Origin of the sequence: Pseudanabaena sp. BC1403 (assembly GCF_002914585.1) — a bacterium.
Classification (GTDB): Bacteria; Cyanobacteriota; Cyanobacteriia; order Pseudanabaenales; family Pseudanabaenaceae; genus Pseudanabaena.
In genome coordinates, this window is sequence record NZ_PDDM01000001.1 from 1 (window position 1) to 12,901 (window position 12,901).

The 12,901-nt window shown below is 42.6% G+C and carries 12 protein-coding genes and 1 pseudogene; 5 read left to right on the forward strand and 8 right to left on the reverse strand.

Translation table 11 applies throughout. The annotated features are described in order from the left end of the window. Positions 1 to 400: 400 nt before the first annotated feature. Both CQ839_RS00010 and CQ839_RS00015 read right to left on the reverse strand, forming a co-directional pair. Positions 401 to 1,060, reverse strand: coding sequence for an NAD(P)H-dependent oxidoreductase (locus tag CQ839_RS00010; RefSeq protein ID WP_103666239.1), 660 nt, complete (start codon positions 1,058 to 1,060; stop codon positions 401 to 403). A 134-nt stretch (positions 1,061 to 1,194) separates the two neighbouring features. Then, on the reverse strand, positions 1,195 to 2,178 hold the full coding sequence (locus CQ839_RS00015; RefSeq protein ID WP_103666240.1) for a CHAD domain-containing protein: 984 nt from the start codon (positions 2,176 to 2,178) through the stop codon (positions 1,195 to 1,197). A gap of 491 nt (positions 2,179 to 2,669) precedes the next feature. On the opposite strand from CQ839_RS00015, the gene CQ839_RS00020 reads away from it, so the two are divergent. Both CQ839_RS00020 and CQ839_RS00025 read left to right on the forward strand, forming a co-directional pair. Then, a protein-coding gene (locus CQ839_RS00020) for an IS1 family transposase (protein WP_103666241.1) occupies positions 2,670 to 3,418 on the forward strand; the annotation gives its coding sequence in 2 pieces (ribosomal slippage) (positions 2,670 to 3,249 and positions 3,249 to 3,418; 750 coding nt in all). 168 nt (positions 3,419 to 3,586) lie between these two features. Continuing rightward, positions 3,587 to 4,674 (forward strand): ISKra4 family transposase gene (locus tag CQ839_RS00025; protein ID WP_103666242.1). Its coding sequence is split into 2 segments (ribosomal slippage): positions 3,587 to 3,752 and positions 3,752 to 4,674, totalling 1,089 coding nucleotides; the frame shifts between segments, so codons are not numbered across the junction. On the opposite strand, the gene CQ839_RS00030 is transcribed toward CQ839_RS00025, so the two are convergent. Continuing rightward, positions 4,591 to 5,283 (reverse strand): transposase, encoded by a 693-nt coding sequence (locus CQ839_RS00030; RefSeq protein WP_103666243.1) that lies wholly within the window; start codon positions 5,281 to 5,283, stop codon positions 4,591 to 4,593. The genes CQ839_RS00025 and CQ839_RS00030 overlap by 84 nt on opposite strands. 704 nt (positions 5,284 to 5,987) lie before the next feature. On the opposite strand from CQ839_RS00030, the pseudogene CQ839_RS00045 reads away from it, so the two are divergent. Beyond that, positions 5,988 to 6,510, forward strand: a pseudogene (locus tag CQ839_RS00045) (transposase); the annotation flags it as partial. A gap of 152 nt (positions 6,511 to 6,662) precedes the next feature. On the opposite strand, the gene CQ839_RS00050 reads toward CQ839_RS00045, so the two are convergent. Further along, positions 6,663 to 7,094, reverse strand: coding sequence for a hypothetical protein (locus CQ839_RS00050; protein WP_103666245.1), 432 nt, complete (start codon positions 7,092 to 7,094; stop codon positions 6,663 to 6,665). A gap of 234 nt (positions 7,095 to 7,328) precedes the next feature. Between CQ839_RS00050 and CQ839_RS00055 the strand changes: the two genes are divergently transcribed. After that, a protein-coding gene (locus tag CQ839_RS00055) for an IS1 family transposase (RefSeq protein WP_103666246.1) occupies positions 7,329 to 8,325 on the forward strand; the annotation gives its coding sequence in 2 pieces (ribosomal slippage) (positions 7,329 to 7,691 and positions 7,693 to 8,325; 996 coding nt in all). A gap of 15 nt (positions 8,326 to 8,340) precedes the next feature. After that, positions 8,341 to 8,973: an IS630 family transposase gene (locus tag CQ839_RS00060; protein WP_258040572.1), complete on the forward strand. Its 633-nt coding sequence runs from the start codon at positions 8,341 to 8,343 to the stop codon at positions 8,971 to 8,973. A 94-nt stretch (positions 8,974 to 9,067) separates the two neighbouring features. Here CQ839_RS00060 and CQ839_RS00070 read toward each other — a convergent pair whose 3' ends face one another. Genes CQ839_RS00070 through CQ839_RS00085 form a run of 4 tightly spaced genes read right to left on the reverse strand, consistent with a single transcriptional unit; the run spans position 9,068 to position 12,630 of the window. After that, complete coding sequence (locus CQ839_RS00070; protein WP_103666248.1) at positions 9,068 to 10,396, reverse strand: MFS transporter; 1,329 nt, start codon at positions 10,394 to 10,396, stop codon at positions 9,068 to 9,070. 35 nt (positions 10,397 to 10,431) lie between these two features. Beyond that, complete coding sequence (locus CQ839_RS00075; protein WP_103666249.1) at positions 10,432 to 10,935, reverse strand: MarR family winged helix-turn-helix transcriptional regulator; 504 nt, start codon at positions 10,933 to 10,935, stop codon at positions 10,432 to 10,434. 53 nt (positions 10,936 to 10,988) lie between these two features. Beyond that, positions 10,989 to 11,852, reverse strand: a complete 864-nt coding sequence (locus tag CQ839_RS00080) for an ABC transporter permease (protein ID WP_103666250.1) — start codon at positions 11,850 to 11,852, stop codon at positions 10,989 to 10,991. After that, entirely contained in the window at positions 11,809 to 12,630 is an 822-nt protein-coding gene (locus CQ839_RS00085; protein WP_374937721.1) for an ATP-binding cassette domain-containing protein, read from the reverse strand. The genes CQ839_RS00080 and CQ839_RS00085 overlap by 44 nt, the downstream gene beginning before the upstream one ends. Positions 12,631 to 12,901 lie beyond the last annotated feature (271 nt).

Here is a 12,901-nt window from a genome sequence, read left to right on the forward strand (position 1 = left end):
ACCAACTTGCTTGCTTTTCAGTAAGTACAATACTTGCACTCGTTCTTTATCTGAGCCTGTTTTCTGCCGCCCTAGCATCTCTTTTAGATCTTCTTCGCTTTCACTTATTTCTAATCTATATACCCCTGCCATTTTTTTATCCTCTTTCTCCTTTTTCTCTTATATCATCTGTTGCCTCTTCTTTGTGTTTTGGTATTATACCAAAACACAATCAGCGCGTTCAGCCATAGAGGACTTGATCAAAACTGCGGATCGATAAATAGCGATCGCGATCTTCATGGTTTTAGCTACAACTATATTTATAGATATAGCTGTAGCTAAAACGATTAATAATTAGCTGTGCATAATTAAAAACCAGAGAGAAAACCTTTAGCAGGTCTATTCTTTTGGAATAGAGAGATTAGGCTAAAGTTTCAATTACTTCAGAACTAATAAAACGTACCTTTGCCAACTCCGCATATTTATCATCGCTGGCGCGATATCCCGCAGCACAAGCGACTACGGTGGCATAGCCCTTACTAGGTAGTCCCAAAATCTGATCGTACTTAGCAGGATCTAGCCCTTCCAATGGACAGGTGTCTATACCTAAAAGAGCGGCAGAAGTCATAAAGTTACCTAAAGCAATATAAGTCTGGCGGGTTGCCCACTCGTTCACAGTTAAACTCCGCGCACCATGTATTACATCGCCAACCATCAAGTTACGGTAGCCTTCCAAGGATTCGAGAGGAACTCCACGGACTTCAGCAGTTCTCTCAACAAAATGATCGACATGTTCAGAGGTTAAGTTCTTCTTGATCGAAAAAACGACAAAATGAGAACAATCAGTTACCTGAGCTTGATTCCAAGAAACAGGCTTAAGTTCTGCTCTGATTGCAGGGTTGGTAATCACCCAAAACTTCCAAGGTTGTAAACCATAGGATGAAGGAGTAAGGACAAGAGACTCGCTCAGTGCTTGCCATGTAGCTTCAGGAATAGTTTGAGTTGCATCAAATTTCTTCGTGGCATAGCGCCAATTCAACCGTTCCAGTAAAGTTGTTGTACTTATAGATTCAGTAGTCATTACTCTTGCATTGGGTACTTTTTACTTGCGATGTCATTGTATCAGCATGACTAAAGGTATTCCTGAAAAGTGTATAAAGCCTACAATATTTTCGGCGGCTCAGGCTCAAGAACTTCATAGCAATGATGCTCTAGTTATGCATGTGCAATATCTATCGGTGTTGAGAGTAGCGATCGCAATGATTGGCGAAATTCCAAGGAGAGGTAACGCTGCTGGATCGGCTGCCAACTTTGCCAAAATGTGATTTGCTCCTGCTGCATTGTCTGGTTTACAGTGGGTAGCACCTTTGCCAAATCTGCATTCAATGTCGATTCTAAAAACTGACGCAAGACTTCGCGATCATGAAGTTGCCCCAAGATTTCTTGGATCGACTTAAACTCCTCAATTCTCTCAAGGTATGAAGCCTCATAAAAGCCTGAAAAGAACTCCGCTTGATAGCGAATACCTTTCATTTGTTTCCGTAGGTTATGGAGATCATTAACGAATTTCTCTAGGTGTTGATGCAACTCCTCAAAATTTTCAATAGAAATCATGGTGACTTTTTCTGACCGAATAGTTGTTCCTACCAGCCACCCTTGGTGGAGAAAAAGTTGACAGATTAATGGAAGTAGCAAGTCGGGCAAAACTTCTCGAACTACCAAATCGCCGATCATTGTATATCTGGGGCGATCTAGCCAAGATTGGATACCCTGCTTTAAGTCGTAATAGCGATCGCCATTCAACGTCTTCTGTAAATCGAGAAAGCTGCGATCGCGTTTTTTCTGCAAACGTTTCAAAACCTTATCAAACTTCTGTAGTTCTGTATTACCTAACAAAGGCTGATAGTGGTTTATCAATTCTTGTTGAAGTACATCTAAATCGCGGGTTGCTCCTAAACTTTTAGCGATTTTTCCGATAGATGGATTGCTTACAGCCTTTGGTAAGACGATTGCAGAGCTAAATACTTGAATAGCTGTTCTCAAACGGCGCATCCCGACTCGCATCTGATGCAACGGTTCGGGATCTTTGTCTTCAAAGATGGCTTTTTCTTGTTCGACAATCTTCTGAAAGTTTTGTTGAATGATTTGATAACTGTAATCACTTAGCTTAATTGATAAGTCTAATGGCTGGTGCTTCATACAAATTCACCTTGCATTATTAGTTCACTGAGAAACAAAATTAATTTTGTTTCTCAATGAACCTATTATTTCACTCTTTGAACTTTCTACTCTCTACCTAAACATTTATCTATACTTATAGAACTGATGTTACGTGGAACAAAGATAATGAATCTCTTGCAGGTAGCGAAGCAGGGCAACCACGGGGGGATTGCCCCTAACCAAAATTTAAAGGTTCCCGTAGATACTGTCTTAAAAGTCAACAAGTAAATGGAAAAGAATGTTGGCAGTGTGCCACAGCTATTTTCGTTCAAATCCGCAACAGAATTTATGTTAAGAGTTTTACTACGCAAAACTCTTAAGGAATGAAAAATAAATAACTTATGCATTTCAGTTATTTTGAGGAATGGCTCTATAATTCCATTTAGGAAGATATTCATCAAAAATGATGGTAGTCCTAAAAAGGAAAGGATGTAGGAGAATGTTTTAGATAGTTGTTAAAAAGCAAAGTAATGACCGAAACGAGACCATCTTGTCCATCCTGCCAATCTATATCAGTAGTTAAAAACGGTAGTACACGGCACGGAAAACAAAATTATAAATGCCGTGATTGTGGTCGCCAATTTGTAGTAAATCCTCAGTGGCAGAGAGTTTCCGAGCGTATACATGACAATTATGAGCTTCTAGAACGACTACTACTAGAAAAGATCCCTTTATCTGGAATAGCCAGAGTGCTCAAGGTGTCAGAACGATGGTTACAAAGTTATGTCAATGATAAATACGAAAATATTGTTCAACAGGTAGAGGTAGAACCTAAACCCAAACGTCGTTTGACCGTACAGATGGATGAACTATGGTCTTTTGTGGACAGCAAAGGGAATAAACAGTGGGTGTGGCTTGCCATTGATGCTGAAACTCATGAAATTGTGGGTTGCTATATTGGCGATCGCTCTGGCGATTCAGCTCAGAAGTTATGGCAATCTTTGCCTGCCGTCTATCGCCAATGTGCAGTTGTTTACACTGATTTCTACTCGTCTTATCCTGTTGTACTACCCAGCAAGCGTCATAGGGCTGTAGGTAAAGAAACGGGAAGACCAACTATATTGAGAGATTCAACTGTACCTTACGACAACGAGTATCAAGACTGGTTAGAAAAACCTTATCCTTTTCTAAGAAGCTAGAAAATCACATTGGAGCCATTTGGAATTTCATCCATTATTACAATGCTTCTTTACCTCTTCTCTCATCCTTTCCTTTTTAGGACTACCTATTATCGTACTTGCGCCTTCTCCCAAAGGGTTTCTGCTCACCCGTATACACATAGCGCATATCGGGTGCATCTCAATTTTGTAATGAGTATAAATACTTAGGATAAAAAAGGAGTAATAAAGATGGATAATTTTAAGGATTAGAAGATAGAGGTGAAGCCATGACTGAATCGGAAAAGAATGAAATTCATGCTCATGTGCAAGCTATAGCAGCCATATTATACAAGGACACTGAGAGTCGGGAGCCAGAAAAATTAACAAGCCTAGAAGGCATTGAAATAGCAGTGCGGGAACAAATGCAAAACTGTGTTAGTAAAGATATCGGAATTTTTTTATCGAAGCAAGCACGGGAACAAAATCTGGTAGGAGAAGAGAAATAAAAAGTTGCTTGGGTAAACTGACAATAACCGAGAAACAGGCAAAGAAACTCGGAATCAGGGCTTATAGCCAGATGAGTCCACAGCTAGAAAAATGTTGTTTACTATTGAGTGCAAACGGTTCATACGCAAGGGCGGAGGAAGACATTGAAGGATTGACAGGGGTAAAAGTATCCCACAGTAAACAACAGAGGTTAGTCCATCAGGTTGAGATACCAGAACCAATTGCCACAGAGTGGATTGAATCAATGGCTATTGATGGTGGGAAAATCAGAATCCGTACACCAAAAGGTGAACCGAGTGTGTGGAGAGACTATAAAGCCGTAAACCTTGATACTGAAGTCGTAGGAGCATTTTTTCAGCAGAATGAAGATTTGGTATCTTGGGTAAATCAGCAACCTTTGCCAGAAATATTTAGCTGTCTTGGTGATGGGCATGATGGGATTTGGAATCTATTTGGCAAGATTGGCAATGCTCAACAACGTTGCGAAACTTTAGATTGGTATCACTTGGTCGAAAATCTCTGGAAAACCGACTTAAATGACCAGCTAAAGCATGAGATCAAACAATTATTATGGAACGGTGAATTAGCTCAGGCAGTGGATATCCTACAATCATCTGCAAGTTCAGGTATTGAGAATTTCTTGGCTTATATCCAAAAGCATTGGCATCGCATTCCTTGCTACAGACACTTTCATGATCAATCGATTCCAATTGGTTCTGGTGCTGTTGAATCTTTAGTTAAGCAGATTGATCGGCGGGGACAAATTTCTGGAGCACAATGGGCTTCAAAAAATGTTCCTCAAGTCCTCAAACATCGCTCTGCCTATCTTAATGGTTTTTTCTCTCCTTCTCATCCTAAGCGTATTTAGGGCTTGCAAAACTGAGATGCACCCGCGCATATCCGCATCACAACGCAGCTTGCCAATTGCATCTAATCCTAGTGCAACGACACCATCAACCCACTTGATTTTGCTGTAAAACCCATCACTGACGACATGTTGTACTGCTAATTTCGGTAAGTAGGGTTTGGTCGCTGCTAGTTGCTCAAGATACAAATCTATCCTTGTCTTCTTTGATTCTGGTTGGGCGGGTGGTGTTTGCTGTACTGATAACGCATATCCTTGTTTCGTATCAACATCGACAATCGCGATTACTGATATCTCTAATCCTTTTTCGGCTCGGCTTGCACTTCCATTGTAGAAATACTCGATTCCATAAGTTGCTTTGCCACTTTTCGGCACAAATGAGCAGTCTATCGCGATGATCTGGCGGGCTGTTGCTGCGATCGCTTTTGCGATGATCTCTGCGTTCCCTTTTATGAAGTTGTATGAACGTGTAAACTGCCGTCGATAGGTGCGCTCGTTGATTTCGCTATATCGGCTCAGATTTGTGAAGTTCACTTTTCCACATATCACCATGATTGTCGAAAATAGGATTGTCAGGAATTTTCGTTGTGCTTTGCTTGCTACTTTCGGTATTACAGCAGTTGTCGATCAAACCTGCTACAAAAAGGGGCGCAGGGCGAAGCCCCGCAATAGATTGTATATTTTTATTTGTGGCGGGTTTGAAAACAAATTGCTGTATGTCTGTAATGCTATTCATTTGGTGCTTTGGTTCAACACTTGCACCTTATACGATGAATAGCTTTTTTGTTCTCATTTTTCAAAATGTCCGAAGTATTGATTTGTGATGTGGTTATCTTTTATAAAACCCCTTCCCGCTTACTTTTGCAACTTTTTGTCCTGTACTAAGCTCTTTAAGATATGCACTGATGTCAAAAAATTGAATAGAAGAGAAAAATTTTTCTCTTCTATAGGACTTACGCAGTGTCGGAAAAGAGGTAAAAAGGAAGAAGAGTTAGGCAAAGCCAAATGGCAAAGAAATTTAGCATCCTAGACTATTGCCAGTATCTGCTGAGTAGCCAGATAAACTATACGATCACGAACTTAGCGAAACACATAGAGGGATACAGTCACGACCAAATCAACCGATATATGAGAGGACAAAAACTGACTCCAAGGATACTCTGGCAAAACGTAGAACCGAGCATCGTTATACCAAAACACAAAGTGGCGTAGCCATTTTGTGTTTTTAGAACCCTTACAGGGTTTGCTTTTTAACTCAAAGAAGTGTTGTCACACTTTTGTGAATTGGTATTACGGATGAAGCCAAGTACATGTACATGTTGTTTGATGACACAGTGTTAGACAAACGTCATGCCAAGCAGATTGAGATGGCACAAAGGCAATACAGTGGTAATGAGCATGGAGTCGTGCAAGGGATTGGGATAGTCATCTGTATCTATGTCAATTTCAAACGGCATGAATTTTGGGTAGTAGACTATCGGATTTATGACCCCAAAGGCGATGGGAAAAGCAAACTAGACCATGTATCTGATATGTTGCAAGGATTAGTCTATAGCAAACAACTACCCTACCCCTGAAGTACATGCTATTTGCTCCATCAGGTGGAATATTGAGGAATTTCATCGTGAACTCAAACAATTGACGGGTATTCAGTCTTGCCAGTGCCGCAAGTCCAGAACTCAGCGTAATCATATCGCCTGTGCCATGCTCGTTTGGAATCAGCTTAAACGCTTAGCTTTTCAATTGGGTAACACTATTTACCAACTTAAATCTGGACTTTTGTCTGATTATTTAAAATCCCAACTTAAAAATCTTTCTATTCCTATGGTTCTTGCGTAAGTCCTATTCTATTCAATTGACTCCGAGGTTCTGTTTAACCTTTTTTAGATCAAAATCGCTATATGCCATTAACGATTTTAAGCCTCAAGCTATACCACTGATTAAATGCCATTTTGCCAGAGAAGAAGAGGCGCTAAAGCGCCTCTTCTTCTTTAGTTTGAGCGTAATTGCTCTAGTTGCGATCGCAAACTTGCTAGCTGTTGTGTGAGTTCCTGAATCTCATCACGCATACTTGCTTTAACTGATTTATCAGATTTCTCAGATGTGCCATCAGGTGCATTGTCATCGACGGTCTTAGCAGTTGTGGTTACAGTGGTTAAACCTGCCGATTCAGAACTAGTGGTATTAGTACTACCATTTACCTGCTGCGCAATAAATTTATCAACATAGCTACGAGCCTCAGCTTCCGTGGTTACACCCTTTTTAGCAAGCTCTTGAGTAATTTCATCGAAGCTGCGCCCCAACCTTTTGAGATTTTCTTCGCGCTTGGTGGGGTCTTGGATTACTTCAAGTAGTGATGAAGTAGCGCCTAGTGTGACGTAGTAGCCTCTTTGAAAAAGCTTTTCTAAGTCGATAGTATCCATAAAACTCCTGCGAATGTGTAGTTTTGTAATATATTCTAGCCGATCTCATCTTCTAATAATGGTGAGTGCTGACAGTCAAAACATGGATGAATCGATAATGTGTATGTACACTTCAGGAAATGTTCGTGCGAAAAGAAAGCTATGAACTAACTCAATACACCACGCACCATCTACAGGGCACTGGTCATTGAATTAGTGGTATGAGAAAATAGAGGCAGAGGAAAGGAAAAAAGTATGGAATGCCCCCACTGCCAGAGCCAAAAGACAATCAAAAACGGCAAACATCACCACCAAGATGGCAAAGCTATCCAGAACTATTTGTGTAAAGGATGCGGCAAGAGATTTAGTGAAAGGACAGGAACGCCAATGTCAAGGCTGAGAACACCAGCAAGTGTCGTATCCTTAGCGCTGAAGATGAGGAGTGAAGGGATGGGAATCAAAGCCAGTGGGAGAGTACTAGAAAAATCCCATGTCAGCATCATTAGATGGGAGCAAAAATTGGCAACCCAATCACAGCAATGGAGTCCAGATGCCCCAGCAGGAGGGGATATAACAGTCGAGGGAGATGAGGTTTACACTCGCGTAGGCGAGAACCTTCCCCCCCTCAGAGCCAAAAGGATGGACAGTGACATTCATTGAACGTAGGAGTCGCTATTGGATTGTTGCCAAGGTAGGACTCAAAACCACTGAATTATTTACTAAAGCAACCAAAACAGCATGGCAATGGTCAAAGGCAAGTCAATACATCCGATGGTTTACCGATGGCGAAAGACGGTATGCCCAACAACTATGGCAAATGGCAAGTGTCTACCTCAAATCGACCGAAGTAAGTCGTGAGTATGGACATCGGAAAGTATGGCGACATGGATTAGAAGTTGCCATCAAAATTAAAAGTTCACAGGGCAATCGGCGTGTCGAATGGCTCAAACCAGAGCATCCCTATACGGCTATTAGCGATAAGAGTGACGTTCATGCCAATCACAATGAAGCAAATAACAGTGCTTTGAGAAGGAGGTGTAGCGCTTATCGCCGTAGACAAAACCTATATGCTAAGAATACGAAGGGATTGCAACGAACGGTCACCGTACAAAGATTAGTTCACAATTGGGTGAGACCTCATGTGAGCTTATGGAAGAATAAGACTCCTGCTATGGCGATCGGGCTATATCATCGACCGCTTTCCATGCTGGAGTTGCTTTCACTACGGGGCTTTCACTCCCTCACGATTTAACTGACCAGTGCCCATTTGACCCAGAAAGAAATGTCGAAAAAATGGGTCAAACCAGTTAGTCGAGTGCTTATCGGAAAAGCAATGCGGAAACTCAACTTTACCCGTAAAAAAACTTACGGTTACCAAGAAAGGGACGAGCAACAGCGACAAGAATTTAAGCAACTGATACACACTCGTGCTAAAGAAAGATTCGTATATGTTGATGAAGCAGGTATCGATAATACGATTGATTATCCCTATGGATACTGCCACAAATCTGAGAGATTTCACGCTACCAAATTAGGACATCGTACCGAGAGATTGAGCATGATTAGTGGTTGGCGAGATGGCGAGATTATTGCACCTATGCTATTCAAGGGGTACTGTAATACTGGCTTAGTGTGTAAATGGATAGAGGAATTTCTCGTCCCAGAATTATTGCCAGGGCAAATAGTGGTCATCGACAATGCTAGTTTTCATCCTCAGCAAAGAATTAACCAATTAATCGCGCAAGCAGGATGTGAGGTGATATTTCTGCCTCCCTATTCTCCTGACTTAAATAAGATTGAGAAATTTTTGGCAAGGTTAAAACATCATGTCAGTATGATTATTGGACAATATGAAAGTTTATGGGATGCCGTACAGCAAGCCTTCTGTCAATTGTCCTAACTATCCCTTTCTTTGCTATAAAGCCCGAACGTAGAAAAAAAGCATCGCCGTTTCTAAATCAGGTGTAGAAGTAAGTTGAATATGATCGATCGCTTTAAGCCACATTTTCTGTTTCTCCGATTTCAACTAATTCCAAATCTGGTTCGCGATAATCTGCCAATGCGCCGAGATGCTTGAGGCTGGGGAATAGCCAGAGGGTCGCAAATACTACAGCGATCGTGCCAATACCACCGCTAACTACAGCCATAATGGGGCCAAAAGCTGCTGCTGCTAATCCTGACTCAAATCCACCGAGTTCATTAGAAGCGCTGATAAAGACACTATTCACTGCCGCTACTCGACCGCGTAAATGTTCGGGAGTACGAATCTGGACGAGGGTATGACGAATGACGACGCTGATCATGTCAAGTGCGCCGCTCAAGAACAGCATTAACAAGGAAAGCCAAAACCAACGCGACAAGCCAAATATAATCGTGACAATCCCAAAGCCGACCACTGACCAGAGCATCGCCAATCCCGATCGCTTAAATGGTGGTAAATACGCGATCGCTACTGCCATCATTAATGAACCAATCGAAGGTGCGGCTTGGAGAAAACCTAGTTCTAAAGCGCCAACGTGGAGAATATCTTTAGCAAAAATTGGTAAGAGCGCCACTGCACCGCCTAGCAACACCGCAAATAGATCAAGGGAAATGGAACCGAGAATAACTTGATTGTGCCAAACGAATTTGAAACCTGCGGATAGGGCTTTGAGAGAGATTGGCTCTGAAGCATACGTGACAGGACGTTTGGGAATAGTGGTTACGGCAACAAAGCAAAGGAAAGCAGCAAGAGCCGCAAATAGATAGACACCTGTAGCATTTCCGAGAACCGCGATCGCAAGACCACCGAGCGCTGGCCCCACAACTGCCGCAAGATGAAAACTACTGCTATTCCATGTGGCGGCATTGGCAAACATTTCAATGGGAATTAGCTGCCAGATAAAAGCATCGCTGGCGGGTTTGAGAAAGGCGCGACCAATACCAATCAAAGCGAGGAGGACATAGACCCAAGCAATAGAACCTTTCCCATAGGAAATTGCCGCAAGTCCAAGGGAGCAGAGAGTCGAGAGAAAAATGGCAAATAGAATTGTGTTTTTGCGATCGTGGCGATCGGCAACGTGACCAGTCAATAGAGTTAACAAAATCATCGGTGTAACTTGGGCTAAACCGACACCACCTAAAGCTAAAGCCGAACCTGTGCGATCGTAAATCTCCCAACCAAGAGCCACTGTCTGCATTTGGAAGGAAGTAAAAATGAGGATGCGTCCGATCGCAAAGAGCCGAAAATCGCGAATTTTTAAAGCGGCAAAGGGATCGGCATGATCGGAAGTATGGTTAATTTCGGGAGATTGTTGCTTGGAGCTTTTCGGATGAGGACTCATGATTATTTGTATGCTTATCCGTAAAGACCAAAGCTTTACGGCGTAGATTTTGATTCAAAAACTTGATATAGAAGCGCTAAACTGTCATCGATTTTGGCGATCTGTTCCTCACTCAGTGAGTCCAGCAGATCGGCAATGTAGGCTCTGGTTAAGTCTCTAGCAGCATCGAGATGATCTTTTCCTTCCGTCGTCAATTTCAAGGAAACGCGACGACGTTCATTGGGATGATCGCAGCGATGGACAAAATTGCGTTGCACGAGGCGTTCCGTATTTGCCGAAGCCGTGGCGCAGGTTACACCTAAATGTTCGGAAAGTTCTGCCAATGAAGCCCCAGGGTTACGATCTAAAAAGGCAAGAGTCCGAAATTGGGGAACCGATAATTCCGTTGCCTTGCGATCGCGCATATCCGCCCGAATAAATCGCATCACCAAGGGAATTGTTTCCATAACCTTCGCGGCACATTGCTTTGATATCGTAGAGTCAATCTCTGGAGCAATTGATTTTGAAGATTTTTGGCGAGTAGATTTTGGCGATCCCATGAGACGATTAACTCTTGACTTATTTAGATGATGTTCAAAGTCATTCTATCGCCTTATATTCCCACTTTACGATACAGGCGACCGCCAATAAAGGTCAGCGCAATTAGGACTAATAGCAGTATCGCTGCGTCAAACCAGTAACCATAAAGACTTGTACCATTTAGCAGCATCACACCGCGCAGGGCATCAACCTCGTAGGTAAGAGGATTAACATGGGAAATGACTTGCAACCAAGATGGCATGATCTCAATGGGGTAAATGGCATTGCTGGCAAAAAATAAGGGCATGGTCATCAGTTGACCCATACCGTTAAAGCCCTCACGGGACTTAACCACACAGGCAACAATAATCGAAAATATCGAGAAGCAAGCTGCTCCTAGAAACACGATTAGCAAAACCCCTAACATTGCGATCGCACCAAAGTTAAGCTGAACTCCCAACACAAAAGATAGGATATAAACCACAAAAACCTGTGATAAACAGCGCACTCCCGATGCAATCCCTTTACCCAAGACGATGGAAGCGCGGGGTGTAGGACTAACTAGAAATTTTTGGGCTAGTCCTAAATCTCTTTCCCAAATTAGGGACATACCGCCGCTAAAAATCGAAACAAAGAGAACGCTTTGGGCAAGAATTCCTGCCGCCATAAAGTCTAGATATGGCAAGCCATTGGTGGGAATGCCGCGAATTCTGGTAAACACTTGTCCAAAAATTAACAACCACAATACAGGCTGTACGGCGCGGACAATTAAATCCGTGGGATCGTGGCGCAATTTGCGAACTTCTAGTTCTGTAATTACCAAGGTTTTGTTGACAAATTCCGCGATCGCTTGCCAAGGATTTCTTCTTCGCAAACGTCTTGAGCCTGACAAACTATCCCAATCGTTGAGCCGTGCGTCGATTTCGAGATGTTTCACGATAACTTCCTCCTCCTGTTGTCATTTGATCGCCCGTGTAATGGATGAATACATCATCTAGAGTGGCATTTTCTTGATCGAGATTTGCCTTGAGTTCGCTGGGAATGCCCGTCACTACGACCTTACCAGCTTGCATAATCGCCACGCGATCGCACAAACTATCTGCTTCTTCTAAGAAATGCGTGGTCAAAATAATCGTCGTTCCATACTTCTCGCGCAGTTGCTGAACCAAAGCCCAAACATAACTCCGCGCAAGAGGATCTAAGCCCACCGTCGGCTCGTCGAGAAACAGAACTTGCGGTTGATGCAACATCGACTGAGCAACTTCTAAGCGCCGAATCATCCCACCTGAATATTGACGCACCAGCCGATGCGCCGCTTCTGTCAAACCCATAAATTCCAATACATCTCGAATGCGTGATTCGCGATATTTGCGGGGAATGTCATAAAGCTTAGAAAAAATCAGCAGATTCTCATAGGCAGTGAGACTGCCATCAGCCGAGAGAGACTGCGGCACATAGCCGATCGCCCGACGAATTTCCGATGGTTGATGCGTTAGATCTAAACCTGCGATCGCTGCGCTTCCCGAACTTGGTGGCAACAGCGTCGTCAGCATTTTAATCGTGGTACTTTTGCCCGCACCATTGGGGCCTAGCAAGCCAAACACTTCTCCTGCTTTGACCTGAATATTTACATTGTCCACCGCCCGCATTTGCCCAAAATCTCGCGTCAGCGATCGCGTCTCTAGGATCAATTCGTCGTCTTGATTTTGATTAATTACTTGATCGGGCGCTTGGTTGGTATAGCGATCAATATTTTCATGCAATCTAGCCACAGTTAAAACTGCTCCTTAAAAATAAGGTAATAAAATAATTAGGCTATCTAACTATTTAAACTAAATATTAGAGTATCTAAATATTGACTAAATTGCAACCCTAAAATACATATTTTTTGTTCGTTTGATCCGTTGGAGCGATCGCAAAACAAAATCGTCACAGATTCCCTCTGTACCCTAAGCTATTGATAGCAAAAAGTAACTACTCATTAAC